21 protein-coding genes are annotated in these 22,744 nt (G+C 65.9%); 7 read left to right on the top strand and 14 right to left on the bottom strand.

What is annotated here, in order from left to right:
* Window positions 1–71: 71 nt before the first annotated feature.
* Together BRA471DRAFT_RS01065 and BRA471DRAFT_RS01060 are read right to left on the bottom strand one after the other, a co-directional pair.
* Window positions 72–539 (bottom strand): hypothetical protein, encoded by a 468-nt coding sequence (locus BRA471DRAFT_RS01065; protein WP_007604047.1) that lies wholly within the window; start codon window positions 537–539, stop codon window positions 72–74.
* 109 nt (window positions 540–648) lie between these two features.
* Window positions 649–2,187 (bottom strand): YifB family Mg chelatase-like AAA ATPase, encoded by a 1,539-nt coding sequence (locus tag BRA471DRAFT_RS01060; RefSeq protein ID WP_007604046.1) that lies wholly within the window; start codon window positions 2,185–2,187, stop codon window positions 649–651.
* A 228-nt stretch (window positions 2,188–2,415) separates the two neighbouring features.
* Here BRA471DRAFT_RS01060 and BRA471DRAFT_RS01055 point away from each other — a divergent pair, with 228 nt between their 5' ends.
* Together BRA471DRAFT_RS01055 and BRA471DRAFT_RS01050 are read left to right on the top strand one after the other, a co-directional pair.
* Window positions 2,416–2,661 carry a PilZ domain-containing protein gene (locus tag BRA471DRAFT_RS01055; RefSeq protein ID WP_007598461.1) on the top strand — a complete coding sequence of 82 codons (246 nt, stop codon included), beginning with the start codon at window positions 2,416–2,418 and terminating at the stop codon, window positions 2,659–2,661.
* Window positions 2,662–2,741: 80 nt separating this feature from the next.
* Window positions 2,742–3,515 (top strand): tetratricopeptide repeat protein, encoded by a 774-nt coding sequence (locus tag BRA471DRAFT_RS01050; protein WP_007604044.1) that lies wholly within the window; start codon window positions 2,742–2,744, stop codon window positions 3,513–3,515.
* A gap of 224 nt (window positions 3,516–3,739) precedes the next feature.
* Here BRA471DRAFT_RS01050 and BRA471DRAFT_RS01045 read toward each other — a convergent pair whose 3' ends face one another.
* The 7 genes from BRA471DRAFT_RS01045 to rsmI form a co-directional block, all read right to left on the bottom strand.
* Complete coding sequence (locus BRA471DRAFT_RS01045; RefSeq protein ID WP_007604042.1) at window positions 3,740–5,029, bottom strand: AAA family ATPase; 1,290 nt, start codon at window positions 5,027–5,029, stop codon at window positions 3,740–3,742.
* On the bottom strand, window positions 5,026–5,760 hold the full coding sequence (locus BRA471DRAFT_RS01040; protein WP_007604040.1) for a CpaD family pilus assembly protein: 735 nt from the start codon (window positions 5,758–5,760) through the stop codon (window positions 5,026–5,028). The genes BRA471DRAFT_RS01045 and BRA471DRAFT_RS01040 overlap by 4 nt, the downstream gene beginning before the upstream one ends.
* Window positions 5,761–5,828: 68 nt before the next feature.
* Window positions 5,829–7,346 carry a type II and III secretion system protein family protein gene (locus BRA471DRAFT_RS01035; RefSeq protein ID WP_088931293.1) on the bottom strand — a complete coding sequence of 506 codons (1,518 nt, stop codon included), beginning with the start codon at window positions 7,344–7,346 and terminating at the stop codon, window positions 5,829–5,831.
* A gap of 10 nt (window positions 7,347–7,356) precedes the next feature.
* Window positions 7,357–8,160 (bottom strand): Flp pilus assembly protein CpaB, encoded by an 804-nt coding sequence (gene cpaB, locus BRA471DRAFT_RS01030; RefSeq protein ID WP_007604036.1) that lies wholly within the window; start codon window positions 8,158–8,160, stop codon window positions 7,357–7,359.
* 365 nt (window positions 8,161–8,525) lie between these two features.
* Complete coding sequence (gshB, locus tag BRA471DRAFT_RS01025) at window positions 8,526–9,470, bottom strand: glutathione synthase (protein ID WP_007598473.1); 945 nt, start codon at window positions 9,468–9,470, stop codon at window positions 8,526–8,528.
* A gap of 10 nt (window positions 9,471–9,480) precedes the next feature.
* Window positions 9,481–9,882 (bottom strand): YraN family protein, encoded by a 402-nt coding sequence (locus BRA471DRAFT_RS01020; RefSeq protein WP_007604034.1) that lies wholly within the window; start codon window positions 9,880–9,882, stop codon window positions 9,481–9,483.
* Complete coding sequence (rsmI, locus tag BRA471DRAFT_RS01015) at window positions 9,869–10,819, bottom strand: 16S rRNA (cytidine(1402)-2'-O)-methyltransferase (protein WP_007604033.1); 951 nt, start codon at window positions 10,817–10,819, stop codon at window positions 9,869–9,871. Before rsmI ends, BRA471DRAFT_RS01020 begins: the two co-directional genes overlap by 14 nt.
* Window positions 10,820–11,165: 346 nt before the next feature.
* Between rsmI and BRA471DRAFT_RS01010 the strand changes: the two genes are divergently transcribed.
* Window positions 11,166–12,419 (top strand): penicillin-binding protein activator, encoded by a 1,254-nt coding sequence (locus BRA471DRAFT_RS01010; protein ID WP_007604031.1) that lies wholly within the window; start codon window positions 11,166–11,168, stop codon window positions 12,417–12,419.
* A gap of 101 nt (window positions 12,420–12,520) precedes the next feature.
* Here the strand turns inward: BRA471DRAFT_RS01010 and hemW are convergent, their stop codons facing one another.
* The 3 genes from hemW to rph are packed head-to-tail and all read right to left on the bottom strand — an operon-like array spanning window position 12,521 to window position 15,022.
* On the bottom strand, window positions 12,521–13,675 hold the full coding sequence (hemW, locus tag BRA471DRAFT_RS01005) for a radical SAM family heme chaperone HemW (protein WP_007604030.1): 1,155 nt from the start codon (window positions 13,673–13,675) through the stop codon (window positions 12,521–12,523).
* Window positions 13,662–14,297, bottom strand: a complete 636-nt coding sequence (rdgB, locus tag BRA471DRAFT_RS01000; protein WP_007604029.1) for an RdgB/HAM1 family non-canonical purine NTP pyrophosphatase — start codon at window positions 14,295–14,297, stop codon at window positions 13,662–13,664. Before rdgB ends, hemW begins: the two co-directional genes overlap by 14 nt.
* Window positions 14,298–14,308: 11 nt before the next feature.
* Window positions 14,309–15,022, bottom strand: coding sequence for a ribonuclease PH (gene rph, locus BRA471DRAFT_RS00995; RefSeq protein ID WP_007604028.1), 714 nt, complete (start codon window positions 15,020–15,022; stop codon window positions 14,309–14,311).
* A 181-nt stretch (window positions 15,023–15,203) separates the two neighbouring features.
* Between rph and hrcA the strand changes: the two genes are divergently transcribed.
* Both hrcA and grpE read left to right on the top strand, forming a co-directional pair.
* Entirely contained in the window at window positions 15,204–16,292 is a 1,089-nt protein-coding gene (gene hrcA, locus BRA471DRAFT_RS00990) for a heat-inducible transcriptional repressor HrcA (RefSeq protein WP_007604027.1), read from the top strand.
* 96 nt (window positions 16,293–16,388) lie between these two features.
* Window positions 16,389–17,006: a nucleotide exchange factor GrpE gene (gene grpE / locus BRA471DRAFT_RS00985; RefSeq protein ID WP_007604026.1), complete on the top strand. Its 618-nt coding sequence runs from the start codon at window positions 16,389–16,391 to the stop codon at window positions 17,004–17,006.
* 137 nt (window positions 17,007–17,143) lie between these two features.
* On the opposite strand, the gene pncA is transcribed toward grpE, so the two are convergent.
* Both pncA and BRA471DRAFT_RS00975 read right to left on the bottom strand, forming a co-directional pair.
* Window positions 17,144–17,866: a bifunctional nicotinamidase/pyrazinamidase gene (pncA, locus tag BRA471DRAFT_RS00980; protein WP_088931292.1), complete on the bottom strand. Its 723-nt coding sequence runs from the start codon at window positions 17,864–17,866 to the stop codon at window positions 17,144–17,146.
* A 145-nt stretch (window positions 17,867–18,011) separates the two neighbouring features.
* The gene (locus BRA471DRAFT_RS00975) at window positions 18,012–18,950 is read right to left on the bottom strand and encodes a hypothetical protein (protein WP_007604024.1); all 939 of its coding nucleotides are present in this window, start codon (window positions 18,948–18,950) and stop codon (window positions 18,012–18,014) included.
* A 395-nt stretch (window positions 18,951–19,345) separates the two neighbouring features.
* Here BRA471DRAFT_RS00975 and dnaK point away from each other — a divergent pair, with 395 nt between their 5' ends.
* Together dnaK and dnaJ are read left to right on the top strand one after the other, a co-directional pair.
* Entirely contained in the window at window positions 19,346–21,247 is a 1,902-nt protein-coding gene (gene dnaK / locus BRA471DRAFT_RS00970) for a molecular chaperone DnaK (protein ID WP_007604023.1), read from the top strand.
* A gap of 275 nt (window positions 21,248–21,522) precedes the next feature.
* Window positions 21,523–22,656 carry a molecular chaperone DnaJ gene (gene dnaJ, locus BRA471DRAFT_RS00965; protein WP_007604022.1) on the top strand — a complete coding sequence of 378 codons (1,134 nt, stop codon included), beginning with the start codon at window positions 21,523–21,525 and terminating at the stop codon, window positions 22,654–22,656.
* The last annotated feature ends 88 nt before the right edge of the window (window positions 22,657–22,744 follow it).

Raw genomic sequence — 22,744 nt, 5'->3', positions numbered from 1 at the left:
TGCCGCCGACCTTGCGAACAGTTTGAGGCCCTGCGATCGCCTCCAAACAGGGTTGACGAAGCGTTAACGGCTCAAAGCGAGGCTGCCTGGAGAGGGCGGTGGCCGCCGCGGGCGCCGACGATCAGCGCCGCCGCCTCGCGCTGGGAGAAGGTCTTCGAGCGCACATAGACGCGGTAATCCGCCGGCCCCTCTCTGGAGAGATAGATCACCTGACCGCCGTCGACGGGCTGCGCCGCAATCGAGATCAGGCGGGTCGAAGGAGTGGCCTGGCAGGATTCCGATTCCGAACCGAGGCCGTCATCGACGACGGCGAAGTCGGCAGCGTCCGCATCCTCGGTGATCTGAACCCGCACCGTGGCGCGCGCGGGATCATCGGTGAAGGCGACATGCACGCCGGCGGTCCAGAACAACGACGTCAGCTCGACCGAGGTGTCGCCGAGGGCGATGCAGGGATGCGAGACCGATCCGATCTCGCTGCGCGCGAACACCGCGGCCGCCAACAGGGGAATAACCGACGCCAGGATCTTGAAACGCAACATGACACGCTACTCGCCGGGCCCTGGGGAAACTCGTGGCGCGAACTGATGGGCCTTATGGTTTGCAGAGCGTAAAGGAAACTCGTTACCGCCGGGTTGATGCGCTGGATGATCAGGCGATCTGCCGCACATCCTCCGCGAGTGCGCGATAGGACAGCGCCTCGGCGAGATGCAGCCGGCCGATCTTGTCGGCGCCGTCGAGATCGGCGAGCGTGCGCGCCACCCGCAGCACGCGGTGATAGCCGCGCGCCGACAGCCGCATGGTCTCGGCGGCGTCGCGCAGCAGCTTCTGGCCTTGCGCATCCGGCTTGGCGATCTCCTCCAGCACCGAGGCCGGCGCTTCGGCGTTGGTGCGAACCTTCGGCAGGCCGGCGTCCGCGTAGCGCGCGAGCTGGATGTCGCGTGCCGCCGCGACGCGCGCGGCAACCTCGGCCGAGCCCTCTGCCGGCGGCGGCAGGATCAAATCGGCCGCGGTCACCGCGGGAACCTCGATGCGCAAATCGATGCGGTCCATCAGTGGTCCCGAGATGCGGGCTTGGTAGTCGCCGGTGCAGCGATCGACGCGGCCGCGCTTGCAGGCATAGCCGGGCTCGAACGCATTGCCGCAGCGGCAGGGATTCATCGCCGCGACCAGCATGAAGCGCGCGGGATAGGTGACGCGGTGATTGGCGCGGGACACCGAGACCTCGCCGTTCTCCAGCGGCTGGCGCAGCGAATCCAGCACGCGCGGATCGAATTCCGGGAGCTCGTCGAGGAACAGCACGCCCTGATGCGCGAGCGAGATCTCGCCGGGCCGTGCGCGCATGCCGCCGCCGGTGAGCGCGGCCATGCTGGCGGAATGATGCGGCGACCGGAACGGCCGCCGCGCCGTCAGCGCGCCGCCCTCGATCTCGCCGGCAACAGAGGCGATCATCGAGACTTCGAGCAACTCGCCCGGTGACAGCGGTGGCAGGATCGAGGGCAGGCGTGCCGCCAGCATCGATTTGCCGGCGCCGGGCGCGCCGATCATCAGCAGGTGATGACCGCCGGCGGCCGCGATCTCCAGCGCCCGCTTGGCGCTCTCCTGTCCCTTGATGTCGCGCAGGTCGAGCGGCGAGGCCGCGGCCTCGTGCACCTTCGGCACAGGCCGCGACAGCACCTGCGTTCCCTTGAAATGGTTGGCGATCTGGATCAGCGAACTTGCGGCGATGATCTGGATGTCCGGGCTCGCCCACGCCGCTTCCGAGCCGCAAGCCGCCGGACAGATCAGCCCCTCCTCGCGCACATTGGCGCCGATCGCGGCGGGCAGAACACCGGCCACCGGCGCGATCGATCCGTCGAGGCCAAGCTCGCCCAGGACGGTGAAGCCGGTCAGCGCATCCGGGGGGATCGCGCCGATCGCCCCCATCAGCCCAAGCGCGATCGGCAGGTCATAATGGCTGCCCTCCTTGGGCAGATCGGCGGGCGCAAGATTGACGGTGATCCGCCGCGCCGGCAGCGCCAACCCTGAGGCGATCAGCGCCGAGCGGACCCGCTCGCGCGCCTCCGACACCGCCTTGTCCGGGAGACCGACGATCGCGAAGGCCGGCAGACCCGGCGCGACCTGCACCTGCACGTCGACCGCGCGGGCCTCGATCCCCTCAAAGGCGACGGTAGAAACCCGCTGAACCATGCCCGAACCAGCCTGCCCTCTTGCACAATTAGGGGTAGCAGAGCGGGCCAGTTCTGGCAAGAACAATACGGGAACGTGTCGAGGGGGCTAGCCTGGCCCTAACCGATCGTAAACACGACGAAGACACTACGCTTCGAATGCAAGCTGCTCCGCTCAGCACATCCCAACGAATGTCCGCTACTCCTAGGGCTGCGGGATGGGCCGTGGTCTAACGGGTGAACAATTCAAATGCTTGCAAATCGCCGGAGAAGCGAACGACGGATGTGCACGCGGCTCGCCAAGATTCATTTTGGCGCGGGTTCGCTGCCGCGGGACTGCACGATCACGGATATTTCGGATGGCGGCGTGAAAGTGGTGGCGGAATTTCTGGAAGTGCCGCCGCAATTCACCATCATCTTCGCGCCCGACTATTCCCGCCAGTGCCGCCTGCGCTGGCGCATCGGCTGCGAGTTCGGCGCAGAATTCACCGACTAAGCTTTCGGAAGCGCCCCGCCTTAACGGGACTTTAGCGTTAATCGGTAAGCATCTCTGATCAGTCGCCGAGTGATCAGAGTATGTCCAAGCGTTTGTCCGTCGCCTCCCTTCCGGCGAGATATCTGTTTTCCGCGCTTCTGATCCTGGCCCTCGGCGGCTGTCAGACCACCGGCATCGAGGACATCACCGGCGCGCTCGGCGGAAAGTCGGACACGGCTGGCAGGGCCGACGCCAAGCCGGACGTGGACGCGCTGCGCGAGCGCTATCGCGCGAAGCCCGGCGATCCCAACATCGCGCTCGAATACGGCAAGGCGTTGCGCCAGACCGGCCAGCGCGCGCAGGCGCTCGCGGTGCTGGAGCAGGCCGTGCTCGCCCATTCCAACAACAAGGCGCTGCTCGCCGGCTATGGCCGCGCGCTCGCCGACAGCGGCAGTTTCCAGCAGGCGTTCGACGTCCTCGGTCGCGCGCATTCGCCCGAGGATCCCGACTGGCATATCCTGTCGGCGCAGGGCGCCGCGCTCGATCAGCTCGGCCGCAACGAGGAGGCGCAGCAATACTACGCCGCCGCGCTGAAGATCGTGCCGGACGAGCCGTCGGTGCTGTCCAATCTCGGACTGTCCTACATGCTGCAGAACAATCTGCCGCGGGCTGAGGAAACGATGCGCCGGGCGCATGAGCGCAATCCCGCCGATCTCCGCGTGCGCGCCAATCTCGCGCTCGTGCTGGGACTGGAAGGAAAGCAGGCCGAGGCCGAAACCATCGTGAAGGCGGATCTGCCGCCGGATCAGGCGGCGGCAAAGGTCACGGCGCTGCGGCAGTTGCTGGTGAAAAAGCAGCAGCGGGCGGAGAAGTAACCGGCTCGTTCCGGAGCTCGACAGATTGAGCCTCGCCGAGCGCACCGAGGGAGGTGCGTTCCCTCCCCCTTGTGGGGGAGGGCTAGGGAGAGGGGTAGCCCAGGAAAAAGTGCTGGTTGGTGACGATGCATCGAACGGGCGCGCGAGGGAAAGAGTCCCCGTGTGGCACCCCCCTGCCCCTCCCCCGCAAGGGGGAGGGAACGGAGAGAGCTCAGTTCTTGTCCCTACGACGCCTTGCGATGCGGGGCTGACCCGCGCCCCGATCGGCCCTTCAGCCTCTTCAGCAGCGGCCCGAACAGCGAGCGCTTCGGCTTCTTCGCCTCGCCGCGCCCGGCGAGGCGGTTCGCCATGTTCTGGAACAGCTCGGTGGTGCGGTGGCTCTTGGAGACCTCAGCGATCATCTGGCCGTTGTTGGCCGCGGTCGAGAACAGCTTCGAATCGAACGGGATCACCGCGATCGGCTGGCTCTCCATGGTCTTGGCGAATGCCTTGACCTCGATTTCCGCCCGCTTGGGCATGCCGACCTGGTTGATGCAGTAGAGCGGTGGCCGGTCGTTCGGCCGCGCCGCCTTCAACACGTTCAGCATGTTCTTGGTGTTGCGCAGGTTCGCAAGATCGGGCTCGGCCACGATCACGATGTCGTCCGCGTTGACCAGCGCGCGTCGGGTCCAGCCGGACCATTGGTGGGGGACGTCGAGCACGATGCAGGGCGTGGTCATCCGTAGTGTGTCGAACACCGCGTCGAAGGCCTCGGCGCCGAAATCGTAGACGCGGTCGAGGGTGGCAGGCGCAGCAAGGAGGCTGAGCCGCTCGGTGCATTTGGAGAGCAGACGCTCCATCAGGGCCGTGTCCGGCCGATCCTGCGACAGCACCGCGTTGGCGATGCCCTGCACCGGGTCCTGGTTGTAGTCCAGACCCGCGGTGCCGAAGGCGAGGTCGAGATCGATCACGACGGAATCGAGCGCGAGGTCGCGGGCGATGGTCCAGGCCACGTTGTGCGCGACGGTGGAGGCGCCGACACCGCCCTTGGCGCCGACCACCGCGATGACGCGGCCGGTGATGATGGTTTCGGACGCCGAGAACAGGCTGCAGATCGAGCGGACGACGTCGAGCGTTTCGACCGGTCCCACCACATAATCGTTGACGCCGCGGCGGACCAGCTCGCGATAGGGCGCGGTGTCGTTGGGATTGCCGATCACGACGACACGGGTGCCGGGATCGCAGACGCCGGCGAGGTCGTCGAGACCCTCGAGGATGTCGCGGGTGCCGTCGGATTCGATCACGATGACGTTCGGCGTCGGCATCGTTTCATAGACTTCGATTGCCGCAGCTAAGCCACCGTCCTTGGCGGTGAGATGCGCCTTGGCGAGACGGCGATCCTGCCCGGCCGCGGTCACCGCGGCGAGCGTCTGCTCGGTCTCGCAAAAGGCCTGCACGGAGATGCGAGGAACCGGCGCAATGTGTTCCTCGGGGTGCTGCGGATCGTCCGCTTCTTCGTCGTGGACGCGTGTCATCTGCCTGTGTCGCTGAGTCTCGCCTTGTCGGCGTCTGGATTGCTGGTCGCGATCGGCGTGCCCTTGCGATAGCGCTCGAATGCCATGTCACGCCGTGCGTTATAGACCGGCGTCTCGGACCGCGGCTGCTCCAGGTCGGCCGGATTGTCGATCATGGCCGCGAGGTTGCGCTGGCTGGCGCAGCCCAGGTTGAAGTAGGGCCGGTTCTCGTTGTAGCCGGGGTCGAGGATGGAGGGGCCCATATCTTCCGGCCACAGCCCGCAGGGGCCGGCGACCGCGGCGATCCGGGAATAGCTCAGGCGAATGGTGGGCAGCAGTCCGGGATCCTCGGGCCTATAGGGATGCTGGACGATGGCGCGCGAGGGCACGCCGACGGATGCGAGCACGGAACGGATCTCGTGATAGGTCGCTGCTGCCGCGCGCGAATTCGCGGCGTTGACGGGGACGTCGACGACGACCGAGCCGGTGCCTTCGCGCACCCAGTCCCGGGCAATGCCGGCGACGTCCGCGTGCTGCGCGGCCGAGAGGCCGCCGCGAGCCTTCCCGACGAAGATCACGATCGACTTCTTGGCTTCCTCGACCGCGATCGGGTGACGCTGGCGATAGTCGGTCGGCACCGTCTGGGTGACGATCTCGCCGGTGGTGTTGCAGGCGCCCAGCATGACGGAGAGCCCCGTCAGTGCCAGCGCGACGCTCAACGTGCGACGTCGATCGGTCATGGTCTTCGTCATCGCTTCATCCCCTCGTGCCCCGTCTCTTGCCCGTCTCTTGCCCCATTCCCCAAGCCGTCCGTTCGTCGTCAGTCGATGATGAAGCCGAAATCACCGGGCGTGCCCGCGATCGGATCGACGCGGCGCGCGATGCCATAGAGGCGGTTCATGCGGCCGAGCAGCGCCGTCTGGGCGTCAGAGGCCGGCGCGAAGCCGTCGTCGGGCCGGGACAGTTCCTTCTGAGCCACCGCGCGCACCACATAGGGGGTCACGATCACCATCAGCTCGGTCTCGTTGTTGACGAAGTCCTGGCTGCGGAACAGCGCGCCGATGATCGGTACCTGGTCGACGCCGGGCAGGCCGTTGATCGCCTGTTTGGTCTGCTGCTGGATCAGGCCGGCCATGGCCATCGAGCCGCCCGAGGGAATTTCCAGCGTCGTTTCGGCGCGGCGGGTCTGGATCGAGGGGATGGTGATCGAGTTCGTCGAGTTCGACGACAGCGCCTGGGTCACCGTGATGGCGCTCTGGTTCGACAGCTCGGACACCTCGGTCATCACGCGCAGGCTGATGCGGCCCTCGCTCAGCACGACCGGGGTGAAGTTCAGGGAGATGCCGAACTTCTTGTAGGTGATCTGGGTGGTGCAAACGTGGGTGACGGGATCGCAGGCATAGCCCGAGGGAATGGGGAATTCGCCGCCGGCGATGAAGGTTGCGGATTCGCCGGAGATCGCGGTCAGGCTCGGCTCGGCGAGCGTGCGCATGACACCGGCGCTTTCCATCGCGCGCATCGTGGCGCTGACGGTCGCGAAGCCCTTGGTCAGACCGGCGACACCTAATCCGTTGTTGCTGACGATCGGTCCGCCGCTGACCGAGAACGGGTTGGAATTGTTGAAGTTCACCACCGCGGTGCCGGCGTTCAGGCTGGCGCTGAGATCGACGCCCAGTTGCTTGACGATATCGCGGCGCACTTCGCCGACCACGACCTTGAGCATCACCTGGTCGCGGCCGCGCACGACGATGTTGTTGACCACCTTCTCGGAGCCGCCGACCAGTTTCGCGGCGACGTCGCCGGCCTGCTGGGCCTCGACCGGGCTCGACACCGAGCCGGTCAGCATCACGCTGTCGCCGACGCCTTCGATCTGCACGCCCGGCAGCGCTTGACGCAGCGCCGTGCGCATGCCGTTGAGATCGCGCTTCACCGCGATGTCGTAGGCGGCCACCTGCTGGCCGTCGGCCGCGAAGAACACGACGTTGGTCTGGCCGACCTGTCCGCCGATGATATAGGCGCGTTGGGCCGAGCGGATCACGGCATTGGCGATCTTGGGATCGGCGACCAGCACGTCCTTGACGTCGCGCGGCAGGTCGATAACGGCGGACTTGCCTACGCCGAGCGACAGGAAGCGCGTCTTCGCCGGCGCGATCGTCCCGACCGGCGACACATCGAGATCGGTTGCCTGCATCGGCGCCTGGTCGCCCACAGGCGCATCTGCGGCGCTGACGACATCGGGGACTGCGAGGAGCCCCAGGATCAGCATCGTCCCCGTCCAGAACGAGCGCGCGCGCTTCCCCCGAATGCGCATGCCGGTCCGATCATCCCCGTAGTTCATCATATCCCCATCACTTCTGTGACGTCAGTTGCCGCGCCTGTACGCCGTAGCGGATCACGTTGACCCCGCCGGACCGCTTGCTCGTCTGGTCCTCGGGCGTGCTGTCGACCGAGTTGGCATCGACGATGCTGCGCAGTGCGAGAGTCAGCGTGCCGCCCTGGCGCGCTGCCGATAGCGCGGCGACCTGGTCGGGCTTGAGTTCGAGCGTGACGGTCCTGCCGACGACGGCGTTCTGGCCGTCCTTTTCCTTCGGCGCCTGGTCGATCGCGAGCACGCGGATATTGGTCAGTATCGCTTCGGACAGGATGAGGTCGTTACCGCCGGCCCCGTCAGGATTCTTCAGGCGGCGGGTCAGCATGATGTCGACGCGGTCATTCGGCAGGATGAAGCCGCCAGCGGCAGTCTCGGCCGAAATTTCGGTGGAGACGGCGCGCATGCCCGACGGCAGGATCGCGGCCATGAAGCCGGAGCCGTCGGCCTTGACCAGCTTCTGCTCGCGGATCGGCTCGCCCTGCATCAACGGCACGCGTGCGATCGAGCCTGCGATCTGGATCTGCGCCTCGGGCCTGTTGTCGCGGCGGATGAACGCGCTGCTCGCGGTCGCCGCAGGCCAGACCTGCCATTGCAGGTCCTCGGGCTTCACGGCCTGACCGAGCTGGATGTCGTTCTTGGCAACCAGGACCTCGACCGTCGGCAGCTTTTCGGCGACGGGGAGAACGGGCGCGGGCTTGTTGTCATAGCCGCTCGCCAGATAGGCGGCGACGCCGCCGGCGCCCAGCGCGATGACGAGAACGACAATGCGTGCGGTGTTCATACGCTTCTACTCTTACGCGGGGCACTCGAACCGCACCTGGCGGGTCCCCCATGTCGATGAGTAGGCAGTAAAAGTATAAGGGGTGTTGCGAGGCCGAATGTGAGCGCTGGCCACGCTGTGGTCTTTCGGCAGATGGTGAACGTCGCGTTAGCCGGTCGGCCACTGGCCCCGTAGTTTCACGCAGTCGCGGCCCGTGCGTTCGAACGATGCGCGCCGTGTCATGGTGAATGGGTGGTTATTGATGGGTGAGGTGATGCCGTGCATACATTGGGTAGCCCGGATGGAGCGAAGCGCAATCCGGGGCCGCTGAAGATGGTGTGGCATCCCGGATTTCGCTGCGCTCCATCCGGGCTACAAGCCGGCGGCTACCTCGCCCGCTTCTGCTCGATCACGTCCCAGAGCTTTGCGGCAACGTCCGGTCCGCCGAGCCGCGCGATGGCGCGGATGCCGGTCGGCGAGGTCACGTTGATCTCGGTGAGGTTGCCGTTGATGACGTCGATGCCGACGAACAACAGCCCGCGCTCGCGCAGCGCCGGGCCGACGGTGGCGCAGATCTCGCGCTCGCGCGGCGTGAGCTCGGTCTCCTGCGCTGCGCCGCCGCGCACCATGTTGGAGCGGAGGTCGTCGGCGGCCGGCACGCGATTCACCGCGCCGGCGAACTCGCCGTTGATCAGGATGATGCGCTTGTCGCCGTGCTTGACCTCGGGAATGAACTGCTGGATCACCCAGGCTTCCTTGAACGTCACCGAGAACATGTCGAACAGCGAGCCGAAATTCATGTCCTGCGGCATCACACGGAACACCGCCGCGCCGCCATGGCCGTGCAAGGGCTTCATCACGACGGCGCCGTGCTTGTCGCGAAACGCGTTGATCTCGTCGAGGTCGCGCGAGATCAGCGTCGGCGGCATCAGCTGCGGGAAGTTCATCACGAACAGCTTTTCCGGCGCGTTGCGCACGGAGGCGGGATCGTTGACGACGAGTGTCTTCGGATGGATGCGTTCGAGCAGGTGCGTCGAGGTGATATAGGCGAGGTCGAACGGCGGGTCCTGGCGGAGCAGCACCACGTCGAAGCCGTTGAGCGCCTCGCGCCTGGGCTCGCCGAGGGTGAAATGATTGCCGGGCTCGTCGCGCACGGTGAGCAGCTGAACGGGAGCGACGATTTCCTCGCCGACCATCGAGAGCTTGTCGGGCGTGTAATAGGACAGGCCGTGGCCGCGCTTCTGCGCCTCCAGGAGCAGCGCAAAGGTGGAATCACCCTTGATGTTGATGCGGGCGATGGGGTCCATCTGGACGGCGACGTTCAGTTTCATGGTCTGCCTTTCAGGTCGAGGCGTCGAATGCCGCCAACACATGGCGTGGAAGTGACCGCGGCGCAATCAGCATGGCATCGAATCGCATTTCAAATTCCGCATGCTCGGGATGCGCGACGAGCCAGCCTTGCGCGGCGTCGATGATGCGCTGCTGCTGGCGCGGCGTCACGGCGAAGGCGGCGTCGTCCAGCGTCGCGCGCGCCTTGACCTCGACGAAGGCGATCAAATTGCGGCGGCGCGCCACGATGTCGATCTCGCCATGCGGCGTGCGGAAGCGTTTGGCGAGGATGCGATAGCCCTTGGCCATGAGATAGGCTGCGGCGCGGCTTTCCGCGGAGATGCCGGTGCGAAACGCGGCGACGCGCTCGGGCGAGGCGATTTTCGGTTCCGCCGAGGCCTCATTCTTCGCCATCGCCGCCCCGCAATTCCTTGGCAAGTTCGAGCGCGCGGGCATAGACCTCGCGGCGCGGCCGGCCCGAGAGCGCGACCGCATGCGCCACCGCATCCTTGACGCTGTTCGCGGCGAGCTGCTCGCGCAGGACGTCGTCGAGTGCTTTCGATGTCAGCATCTCGGCATCCGCAGCAGGCGGAGCGATCACCAGCACGAATTCGCCGCGCGTCTCCAGCGTGTCGGCACCGCGCGCCAGCTCACGCAACGTCGCGCGCGAAATCTGCTCGTGCAGTTTCGTCAGCTCGCGGCAGATCGCGGCTTCGCGGGTCCCCATGATCTCGGCGAGCTCGGCCAGCGTGTCCTGCACGCGGTTGCCGGAATCGAACATCACCAGCGTCGCATCGATGCGCGCAAGCTCGGCCAGGCGCGACCGCCGCGCGGCCGATTTCGCCGGCAGAAAGCCTTCGAAGAAGAAGCGGTCGGTCGGCAGCGCTGCGACTGACAGCGCGGCCAGCACCGAGGACGGGCCGGGCAGCGCGTAGACCGCGTGGCCGGCGGCGCAGACCTCGCGCACCAGCTTGTAGCCGGGATCGGAGATCAGCGGCGTACCGGCGTCCGACACCAGCGCGATCGAGCCGCCCTGCGAAAGCGCCTCCAGGATCTTTGGGCGGGCCGCTTCCGCGTTGTGCTCGTGATATTGCTTGAGCTGCGCGGAGATGTCGTAGCGCTCGGTCAGGCGCCGCGTGATCCGGGTGTCCTCGCAGGCGATGACATCGACCCCCGCGAGGGTCTGCAGCGCTCGCAGCGTGATGTCGCCGAGATTGCCGATGGGGGTGGCGACCAGATGCAGGCCCGGCGCGGCCTTCGGCGCCGCAAGCCGATGGGCGTCGATGGAGAACCCCCGCGAGGCGGGCTCCGCAGTCTCAGGTGTATTTATCGGGGACGGCTTTGCGCGCATAATCAGACGAACTTAGGCATGATCCCCGGGGCTGGGAACCGGTCCCCGGAAAAAGATCGTGCCTGGGCGAGAGGCGAGGCAAGGGAAGACTGGAATGTGATCCATTCGGCATCACATTCCCGAGGGAATGAAGCGTCAGCGCCTTATTCGCGGCGGAAACGCCGCCTTGATGCGGGGGTGACGGACGGCGGACAGCTAGCCAGAACTTGAGAGGAAGCCGCGTTAAGCGGGCATTATCCTTTTGTTTGAGTTAACTATTTGCCGACAATATGCCTGAATCCATGGCTGGTGTCGTGGAAAGAATGTCGTGAGCGGCTGGCGACGGTCGGTCAGAAGAGAAACTGCCATGCTCGGCCCGCGTGATCCCAGATCTTCCTTTTCGGAGGAGTCTCCCGTTCAGGGGCCCCTGATGTCAGGGGCGACCCGGCGAAGCGCGCTCGGCCTCTTGCTCGGCGCGCCGCTGCTGTCGGCCTGCGCCGGCGTGCAGCAGAGCCTGAGCCAGTTCTCCAGTCCGTTCAGCAGTTCCTCTCCGCCTCCGGCCCAGCCGGCCGGCCCGCCGCAACAGGCGACGACCGCCGGCACCGGCGGGGTGAAGGTTGCCCTGATCCTGCCGCTCTCGGCATCCGGCAATGCCGGCCTCGCCGCGCAGTCGATGCGCAACGCCGCCGAGATGGCGCTGGCCGAGTTCCAGAATCCCAACATCCAGCTCCTGATCAAGGACGACAATGGCAGCCCGCAGGGCGCGCAGGCGAGCGCGCAGCAGGCGGTCGACGAGGGCGCCGAGATCATCCTGGGGCCGCTGTTCGCGCAATCGGTGCCTGCGGTGGCGCAGATCGCGCGCACGCGCGGCATCTCGGTGATCGCGTTCTCGACCGATTCCAGCATCGCCGGGCGCGGTGTCTATCTGCTGAGCTTCCTGCCGGAGTCCGACGTCAACCGCATCGTCGAATATTCCGCCAGCATCGGAAAGCGCTCCGTCGCCGTGCTCGTGCCCGACAATGCCTATGGCAATGTGGTCGAGGCCGCGGTGAAGGCGGCGGTGCCGCGCCGTGGCGGGCGCATTGTCGCGTTCGAGAAATACGGCGCCGATCGCGCTACGCCGGCGCGGACCGTGGCGCAGCAGCTCGGCAGCGCCGATGCGCTGTTCATCGCCGATGATGGCGACGCCGTCGTCTCGGTCGCCGATGCGTTGAGCGCGGCGGGTGCTAACCTGCGCAATATCCAGCTGCTCGGTACCGGCCTGTGGGACAGTCCGCGCGTCTATGCCAGCTCCAGCTTGCAGGGCGGCCTCTACGCCGCGCCGGACCCGGCCGGCTTCCGCGCCTTCGCCGGCCGCTATCGCACCAAATACGGCGCCGAGCCCGTGCGCACCGCAACGCTCGCCTATGACGCCGTCGCCCTCGTCGCCGCGCTCGCGCGCACGCAGGGCACCACGCGCTTCTCCTCCGACATTCTCACCAACCCCTCCGGCTTCGCTGGCATCGACGGCCTGTTCCGCTTCCGCGCCGACGGCACCAACGAGCGCGGCCTCGCGGTGATGAAGGTCACGACCGGCGGCGGCGTAGCCGTGGCGGGCTCGCCGAAGAGTTTTGGGGCTTGATCGCTTCGTAGCCCGGATGGAGCGCAGCGCAATCCGGGACGGTCTCACCACGCGGACAGAACCCGGATTACGCTGCGCTCCATCCGGGCTACGAGATCTCGCTACGCCGCCAGATCCGCGACCACTGCGTCCAGCACCGGAAAACCGCTGCTCGTCACGCGCAGCCGTCCCGTTGCATCCACCGTGATCGCGCCTTCTTCGCGCAGCAGCGTGATGCGCTTGGGATCGAGCGAGCGGCCTGACAGCGCGCGGTAGCGCTCGGGGTCGATGCCCTCGGCGAGGCGCAACCCCATCAGCAGGAATTCGTCGGCGCGCTCCTCGCTGTTGAGGAGATCGTCGGTGACGATGCCGTGGCCGTTGGTCTCGACCCGCATCAGCCAGGCTTCGGGACGCTTCTCGGTGGCGGTCGCGTGCCTGATACCGTCGATGTCGAGCCGGCCATGGGCACCGGGGCCGATGCCGGCATATTCCTCGCCGCGCCAGTAGACCAGATTGTGCCGGCACTCGGCGCCCCGCCGCGCGTGATTTGAAATCTCGTAGGCGGGCAGGCCGAGCCTGTCGCAGGTCTCTTGCGTGACGTCGTAGAGCGCGCGTGCGACGGCTTCATCCGGCGTTTTCAGCTTCCCGGCCTGATGCAGGCCGAAGAACGGCGTGCCTTCCTCGATCGTCAATTGATAGAGCGACAGATGCTCGGCCGCCTCGCCGATCGCGAGACGCAATTCATCGGCCCACATCGCCGGCGTCTGGTCGGGACGGGCGTAGATCAGGTCGAACGAATAACGATCGAACGAGCGGCGCGCGATGGCGACCGCGTCGAGGGCCTCGCGCGCGCTGTGCATGCGGCCCAGCGCTTTCAGCGAGGCATCGTCGAGCGCCTGCACGCCGAGCGAGACCCGGTTGACGCCGGCGGTGCGATAACCGGCAAAGCGCGTGGCTTCGACGCTGGTCGGGTTTGCCTCCAGCGTGACTTCGACATCTTTCGCCACGGTCCAGTGCTTGCCGATGGCGTCGAGCACGGCGCCGACGGTTGCAGGCTGCATGAGCGAGGGCGTGCCGCCGCCGAGAAAGATCGAGGTGACTTCGCGGCCGGGCGCGCGCTCGGCGGTCGCAGCGATCTCGCGCGCGAAAGCCGACGCAAAGCGCGGCTCGTCGATCGCGGCGTGGCGGACATGGCTGTTGAAGTCGCAATAGGGGCACTTCGACAGGCAGAACGGCCAGTGCACGTAGACGCCGAAGGCTTCCTTAGCGCGGCTCAAGGCAGATCTCCGCCAGTTTCACGAAGGCGCGGGCACGGTGCGACAGGCCGAGACCGAGCGGCGGCAGGCCGTGCTTCTCGATGCTCTCCATCTCGCCGAAGGTGCGGCTATGGCCGTCGGGCAAAAACATCGGGTCGTAGCCGAAGCCGGCGGTGCCGCGCGGCGGCCACACCAGCGTGCCGTCGACGCGCGCCTCGACCTCTTCGCAATGATCGTCGGGCCATGCAACGCAGAGCGCGGAAACGAAATGCGCCTTGCGTTTGGCGGGCGTGGTCGCGCCGCGCTCCTGCAACAGGCGCTCGATCTGCGCCATCGCCGCGGCAAAATCCTTGTTCGGACCGGCCCAGCGCGCCGAATAGATGCCGGGCGCGCCGTCGAGCGCGTCGACCACGATGCCGGAATCATCGGCGAAGGACGGCAGCTTCGTCGCCTGCGCTGCCGCGATCGCCTTGATCGCGGCGTTGCTGCGGAAATCGTTTCCGGTCTCTTCCGGTTCGGCAAGACCTAGCTCGCCGGCCGAGACCGCATCGATGCCGTAAGGCGCGAGCAGCTCCTTCATCTCGGCGAGCTTGCCGGGATTATGGGTCGCGATGACCAGCTTTCCGGTGATTCGGCGATGCATCGGGCTATTGACTACGCTACCGCCAGTTTCTGCAAGTCCACGAGACGCGCGACGCCCTTGCGTGCCAGCGCCATCAACGCCAGGAACTCGGCTTCCGTGAACGGCTCGCGTTCCGCGGTGCCCTGGACTTCGATGATGCGGCCATCGCCCGTCATGACGAAATTGGCGTCGGTATCGGCTTCGGAGTCCTCGGCATAGTCGAGGTCGAGCACGGGCGTGCCCTTGTAGATGCCGCAGGAGATCGCGGCGACGTTGTCGCGCAACACATTGGCCTTCACCATGTTGCGCGCCTTCATCCAGCTGACGCAATCGGCGAGCGCGACCCAGGCACCGGTGATCGAGGCCGTGCGGGTGCCGCCGTCGGCCTGGAGCACGTCGCAATCGACCGTGATCTGGCGTTCGCCAAGCGCTTCGAGATTGATGACGGTGCGCAGCGAGCGGCCGATCAGGCGCTGAATTTCGACGGTGCGGCCGCTCTGCTTTCCGGCGGAGGCCTCGCGGCGGGTGCGTTCCGAGGTCGCGCGCGGCAGCATGCCGTATTCGGCGGTGACCCAGCCGCGGCCCTGGCCCTTCAGCCATGGCGGCAGGCGGTCTTCCAGCGTGGCGGTGACCAGCACGTGGGTGTCGCCGAATTTCACCAGGCACGAACCTTCCGCATATTTGACCACGCCGCGCTCCAGCGTCACGGGGCGCAATTCGTCGGGCGCACGGCGGCTTGGCCGCATGGGAAATCCTCCAAAACTCTCGGAAAAGGGCTGTTGGCGGTGCTTGTAGGGGGGGTGAGGGTGGGCGGCAAGGGGGAAGATCGAGGCCTTCTTCACCTGCGATTTTCAATCCGCCAACGCCACGCTTGTCAGAAGCGTCCGGGATAGACAAATTACCTGTAGCTTAGAGGAGTTACGGTCTGTGGCCCATCACGATCCGATCCATCTGATCGCGCCGCGCGCGGGCCTCGCCCAGCTCAACGAGCGTTCCCGCGACATCTTTCGTCAAATCGTCGAAAGCTATCTCGCGACCGGCGAGCCGGTGGGCTCGCGCAATATTTCGCGCTTGATCGCCATGCCGCTGTCGCCCGCCTCGGTCCGCAACGTCATGGCCGACCTGGAACAGCTCGGCCTGATCTATGCCCCGCACACTTCCGCCGGCCGGCTGCCGACGGAACTCGGCCTGCGCTTCTTCGTCGATGCCCTGATGCAGGTCGGCGACCTCAATGACGGTGAACGGCAGGCGATCCAGAGCCAGTTGACCTCCGTCGGCCACGCGCAATCGGTCGAGGCTGCGCTCGAGGAGGCATTGACGCGGCTTTCCGGCCTGACCCGCGCGGCCGCCGTCGTGCTGACGCCGAAATCCAATGCGCGGCTGAAACATATCGAATTCGTCCGGTTGGAACCGGAAAAGGCGCTGGTAATCCTGGTCGGCGAGGACGGGCAGGTCGAAAACCGCGTGTTGACGCTGCCGCCGGGGGTTCCATCCTCGGCGTTGACCGAAGCCGGCAACTTCCTCAATGCGCGGATCCGGGGCCGGACCCTGGCCGAGGCCCGGCTGGAGCTCGAGACCGCGCTCGGAGAGGCGCGCACCGAGCTCGATCAGCTGACCCACAAGGTGATCTCGGCCGGCATCGCCAGCTGGTCGGGCGGCGAGAACGAGGACCGGCAGCTCATCGTCCGCGGCCACGCCAATCTGCTCGAGGATTTGCATGCGCTGGAGGATCTCGAGCGCGTTCGCCTGCTGTTCGACGATCTCGAGACCAAGCGCGGCGTGATCGACCTGCTCGGCCGCGCCGAAACCGCGGAAGGCGTGCGGATCTTCATCGGCAGTGAGAACAAGCTGTTTTCGCTGTCGGGCTCGTCCACCATCATCTCGCCCTATCGGGATGCCGCCGGCCATATCGTCGGCGTTTTGGGCGTGATCGGGCCGACGCGGCTGAATTATGCCCGCGTGATCCCGACCGTGGACTACGCTGCCCGCATCGTCAGCCGGCTCCTGGGGGGCTGACCGGCGTCTCCCCCGATCACGGGCGCTTGATTTTCGGCGCCCGAAGCACGATATCCGGGCCAGAAACCCCCTGAGACGAATGCGAAAAGAGAGCCGATGACCGATCGAGACCGGCAACCCGAAGACACGAGTGCTGCGGCCGGCGAGCCCGTGGTGTCAAAACCCTACATCATGCCCGACGATCCCGAGCCGGGCTCGGTCGAGCTTCTGCAGAAGGAAGTCGCCGAGGCGCGCGATCGCATGCTGCGGACGCTGGCCGAGATGGAGAATTTGCGCAAGCGCACCGCCAAGGAGGTCGCTGACGCCAAGCTCTACGGCGTCACGGGCTTTGCCCGCGACGTGCTCGACATCGCCGACAACCTCCAGCGCGCTCTCGATGCCGTTCCGGCCGAAGCCCGTGCGACGGCCGATGCAGGCCTCGCCTCGCTGATCGAGGGCGTCGAGTTGACCGAGCGCTCGCTGCTCAGCGCGCTGGAAAAACACGGCGTGAAGAAGTTCGATCCTCTGGGCCAGAAGTTCGACCCGAACTTCCAGCAGGCGATGTTCGAGGTGCCAGATGCATCGGTACCCGCGGGCACCGTCGTGCAGGTCATGCAGGCCGGCTACACCATCGGCGAGCGCGTGCTGCGTCCCGCCTTGGTCGGTGTCGCCAAGGGCGGCGCCAAGGCCGCGCCCGCTGCCAACAGCAACGAGCCGAACGGCGCGGCCAACTGATCCTCATGGCGAGAAGGCGCCAAGCGCCGTCTCGAACCATGTAGGCCGAGCTGCTGCAGCGAGGCCTTCAATCCTTCGAGACGCGCGCGAAGAAGCGCGCTCCTCAGGACGAGGGTCTTGCAGTTCGATCGCGCCTCTTACGCGCTCGCCGCGATATCCGCAGACTGGATCCGCTTCACGCCAGCCTTGGCCATGTCGGCCCAGGCTTTTGCGAGCGAACCCTGATTGTCGATGCCGCGGCACGCGTCTTCCACCACATAGACCTCGAAGCCCGCCTTGCGCGCGTCCAGCGCGGTCCAGGCGACGCAGAAATCCGTCGCCAGCCCCGCGACGAAGACGCGCTTGATCTTGCGCGCCTTCAGATAACCGGCAAGGCCGGTCGAGGTCTTGCCGTCGGCTTCGAGAAAGGCCGAATAGCTGTCAACGTCCTTGTGAAAACCCTTGCGGATGATGAGCTCGGCGTGCGGGATCGCAAGGTCTTTCGACAGCGCGGCGCCGTCGGTGCCCTGCACGCAATGGTCGGGCCACAGCACCTGCTTGCCATAGGGAAGATCGACGGTCTCGAACGGCTTCTTGCCGGCGTGGACTGACGCAAAGGAAACATGGCCTTGCGTGTGCCAGTCCTGCGTCATCACCACGTTCGAAAACGCTTTCGAGATCTTGTTGATGACGGGCACCACCTGCTCGCCTTCCTTCACGGCAAGACTGCCGCCGGGCAGGAAGCAGTTCTGCACGTCGATCACGAGCAGCGCGGATGCATCGTCCGGCTTGATCGATGCCGCTGCCAGAATTGCGGTTGGCGCGAGCGCCACGAGCGCGCTCGTCCCGAGCGCCGCCAAGATTTGTCGCCGATCCAGCATCATTCGCCTCCCTCCAGGATGAACTCAACGGAAGGGGAGCCTAGTTCCGTTCGTATACGAACAGAAGCCCGAAAATGCGGCCGACTTTGGTGAGTCGTTGGGCTGCTGACCGGATATCAGCGTCGTCCCGGCGAAGGATGTCGGGCTAGCCCTTCGGCTGGATGCCGTCGCGGACCGCGCGGAAGCGGGGGAAGGCGGCCGGCCATTGCTCGCGCGGGGCGCTGGCGATGATGCGCAGCGAGGCGCCGCTGCTGAAGCGGATCCACTGCACCACGGTCACCGGCGTCTTGTCCTTGCCGCTGATGCCGTCGATCCGGGTCTCGAAACCCTGCTGGCCGCTGATGCGGATCGGCTCGGACATGGTGACGCGCGACTCCCGCACGCCGGGAATCTGGAGCGCAGCCTCCTGGGCGAAGCGGGCGCGGTCGTCGGCGGCTTGCGGGGTGGCGCCAATCACGCCGAGGATGATGAACGGCTTCGATTCATAGCCGGAGCTCTCGTCGCCGTCGGCCAGGATGATGCTCGAGCCAGGCGCCAGCGTGCGAACGTCCTTGAAGTCGGCGAGATCGGTGATCTTGAAAGGCATCAGCGCGATCTGCTCGTCGGCCGGGACCTGCTTGCGGGTGACGACGCTCGCGAACATCTGCCGCACCGCCTCGTCGGTGTAGATCTTGATCGCATTCTCCGGAATCTGCACCGCGACATAGCCGGAGAAGCCGGCGCCCGGCACGATCATCGAATAGCGCCGCACCGGGGTCTCGCCGGCCTTGCCGCTCTCCGTGGTGAAATAGGCAAGACCCGCGGGCGTCTCGATCTTGTCCTGCTTGACGCCGTTGGTGCCGGCCGGATTGGAGTTGAAGGCGCTCACGACCTCGCCATAGGCCGCCGGCGGCAGCTCTGTGATCAGCACCTTGACGTTGCCGTCCTCGCTCTCGAAGCCGGGAAAGGTCTTGGCCGTGCTGAGGCCGACCAATGGCACCATGCCGAGGCGCAAGCCGGGTGGGAAAACGGCGTCGGCAGCCAGAGCCGGAAGCGCAGAGGCGACGAGGAGGGCGAGCGCGGCGAGGGGGCGGATCAGCTTCATGGGCACTCTGATTGGTTCACATTGAGGCCGTTCGATGGTGGCCAGCCGGCCGCTTTGTCGCGCAAGGCAGCCCGATGACGAGCCCGGCCGGCTGCCCGCCTTTTAGCGGGTTTGGACTCGCCGCAACAGGGCGGGGCGGAATGCGGTAGCGGATGCCGGCCGATCGCGGGACCTGTTAATAATTCCTCACCCGCAAGGGCGGTGCAGCCCGGATATGTTCTTCCAAAACCCAATGTTTTCACGGCCGAAACTTGCGTTCGGTCCTTGCGGGCACCTCCCCCCCTCCTATATGACCCCCAACCATCGCAATATCGCGAATGTTTGATCTTAGGGGGTTTCGGTTCGGGTGCCTTCTGGGCCCAGCCAGCCTGCCGCAAAAACAAGGATACAGGACCATGGGAAAGGTCATCGGGATCGACCTCGGCACCACGAATTCGTGCGTCGCCGTAATGGATGGCAAGAACGCCAAAGTCATCGAGAATTCCGAAGGCATGCGCACGACGCCTTCGATCGTCGCCGTGACGGACGACGGTGAGCGCCTCGTCGGCCAACCGGCCAAGCGCCAGGCCGTCACCAATCCCGAGCGCACGTTCTTCGCAGTGAAGCGCCTGATCGGCCGCCGCTACGACGACCCGATGGTCGAGAAGGACAAGAAGCTCGTTCCGTACAAGATCGTGAAGGCTTCCAACGGCGACGCCTGGGTCGAGGCCGACGGCCAGACCTACTCGCCCTCGCAGGTCTCGGCGTTCATCTTGCAGAAGATGAAGGAGACCGCGGAAGCCCATCTGGGCCAGAAGGTCGACCAGGCCGTCATCACCGTGCCCGCCTACTTCAACGACGCCCAGCGCCAGGCGACCAAGGACGCCGGCAAGATCGCTGGCCTTGAAGTGCTGCGCATCATCAACGAGCCGACCGCGGCCGCGCTCGCTTATGGCCTCGACAAGACCAAGGCCGGCACGATCGCCGTGTACGATCTCGGCGGCGGCACGTTCGATATCTCGATTCTCGAAATCGGCGACGGCGTGTTCGAGGTGAAGTCGACCAACGGCGACACCTTCCTCGGCGGCGAAGACTTCGACATGCGCCTGGTCGGCTATCTCGCCGACGAATTCCAGAAGGAGCAGGGCATCAACCTGCGCAACGACAAGCTCGCGTTGCAGCGCCTGAAGGAAGCCGCTGAAAAGGCCAAGATCGAGCTGTCGTCGACGACGCAGACCGAGATCAACCTGCCCTTCATCACCGCGGACCAGACCGGCCCGAAGCATCTGACGATGAAGCTCACCCGCGCCAAGTTCGAGGCGCTGGTCGATGACCTCGTTCAGAAGACCGTCGAGCCCTGCCGCAAGGCGCTGAAGGATGCCGGCCTCACCGCCGCCGAGATCGGCGAAGTGGTGCTGGTCGGCGGCATGTCGCGCATGCCGAAGGTCCAGGAAGTCGTGAAGCAGCTGTTCGGCAAGGAGCCGCACAAGGGCGTCAACCCGGACGAAGTCGTGGCGATCGGCGCCGCGATCCAGGCCGGCGTGCTTCAGGGCGACGTCAAGGACGTGCTGCTGCTCGACGTGACCCCGCTGTCGCTGGGCATCGAGACGCTGGGCGGCGTGTTCACCCGCATCATCGACCGCAACACCACGATCCCGACCAAGAAGAGCCAGGTGTTCTCGACCGCCGAGGACAGCCAGAACGCGGTCACCATCCGCGTCTTCCAGGGCGAGCGTGAAATGGCGGCCGACAACAAGATGCTCGGCCAGTTCGACCTGATGGGCATTCCCCCGGCTCCGCGCGGCATGCCGCAGATCGAGGTGACCTTCGACATCGACGCCAACGGCATCGTCAACGTCTCGGCCAAGGACAAGGCCACGTCCAAGGAGCAGCAGATCCGCATCCAGGCCTCCGGCGGTCTGTCGGAAGCCGACATCGAGAAAATGGTCAAGGACGCCGAGGCCAATGCCGAGGCGGACAAGAAGCGCCGCGAGGCCGTGACCGCCAAGAACGACGCGGACGGACTGGTGCATTCGACCGAGAAGGCACTGGCCGAGCACGGTTCGAAGGTCGCAGAGACCGAGCGCCGCGCCATCGAGGATGCCGTCAGCGACCTCAAGGAAGCGCTGAAGGGCGACGATGCCGAAGCGATCAAGGCCAAGACCCAAACGCTGGCCCAGGCGTCGATGAAGCTCGGCGAGGCCATGTACAAGCAGCAGGCCGAGGCCGACGCCAAGAAGGATGCGGCCAAGGACGACGTCGTCGACGCGGAATTTACCGAAGTCGACGACGACAAGAACAACAAGAAGTCCGCCTGAACCCTGCGAGGGTGATGATGCGGACGGCTTGGACCCCACACGCGCCAACGGCCTCCTCCCTCGCGGGGGAGGCCATCGTGTCGGGCTCGATGGGGCAACGCTCTGTTAGAATCGGCTCTGTTAAAGCCGGCCCCGTTACGATCGATCAATTCCCAGCCGTTATTCTGAACACTGCCGTGCAATCCTCTGCCGCGAGGCGGAAGGGTGCCTATATCGCTGCATGGCGACGTTGCTTCGCTCCGACTTGAATCGCGATCGGATAGACCGAGCTCATCATGTCCACGTCCACCAAGCGCTGCTACTACGAAACCCTCGAAGTCGAACGCGATGCCGACGATTCCGTCCTGAAATCGTCGTTCCGCAAGCTGGCGATGAAGTTTCACCCTGACCGCAATCCCGGGGACGACACCAGCGAAGTCAAGTTCAAGGAAATCAACGAGGCCTACGAGGTCCTGAAAGACAAGGACAAGCGCGCCGCCTATGACCGTTACGGCCATGCCGCCTTCGAGCAGGGCGGCGGTGGCGGCGCCGGTTTCGGCGCGGGCTTCGCCTCTTCCTTTTCCGACATTTTCGAAGATTTGTTCGGCATGGCCGGACAGCGCGGCGGCCGCGGCGGCCGCGAGCGCGGCGCCGACCTGCGCTACAACATGGAAATCACGCTCGAGGAAGCTTTTGGTGGCAAGACCGCGCAGATCGAGATCCCGGTCTCGGTCACTTGCGAGGCCTGTTCGGGCATCGGGGCCAAGGCCGGCACCAAGCCGAAGACCTGCTCGACCTGCGGCGGCGCCGGACGCGTACGGCAGTCGCAGGGCTTCTTCACGCTGGAGCGCACCTGTCCGGGCTGCCAGGGTCGCGGCCAAATGATCGAGGACGCCTGCCCGTCCTGCTCGGGTCAGGGGCGCGTCACCCGCGAGCGGAATCTGTCGGTCAACATTCCCCCTGGAGTCGAGGACGGCACCAGGATCAGGCTCGCCGGCGAGGGCGAGGCCGGGGTCCGCGGCGGCCCGCCCGGCGACCTCTACATCTTCCTGTCGCTGGCCCAGCACCAGTTCTTCCAGCGCGACGGCGCCGATCTGCATTGTCGTGTGCCGATCTCGATGGTGACGGCGGCGCTTGGCGGCGAATTCGAGGTCCCGACCATCGAGAAGGGCAAGACCAAGGTGAAGGTCCCCGCAGGGACACAGTCCAGCCGCCGATTCCGCATCGCATCAAAAGGCATGCCGGTGCTGCGCTCGCGCCAGATGGGCGACATGTACGTTCAGGTCGTGGTCGAGACCCCGCAGAACCTCACCAAAAAACAGCAGGAATTGTTGGCCGAGTTCGACAAGCTCTCCTCCGGAAACACCCAGCCGGAATCCGAGGGCTTCTTCACCAAGGTCAAGGATTTCTTCGGTAATCGGGCGAGTTGACGCGTCTTGACCGTGCCGTCTTCGGCCTATACGTCTTTATGACCATTTTCTGACACGCCGCGGTCACGCGGTCCCGGCCGGTCCCGAC

The organism is Bradyrhizobium sp. WSM471 (genome assembly GCF_000244915.1).
Lineage (GTDB): Bacteria > Pseudomonadota > Alphaproteobacteria > Rhizobiales > Xanthobacteraceae > Bradyrhizobium.
This window is presented reverse-complemented; position numbering and strand designations above follow the sequence as displayed.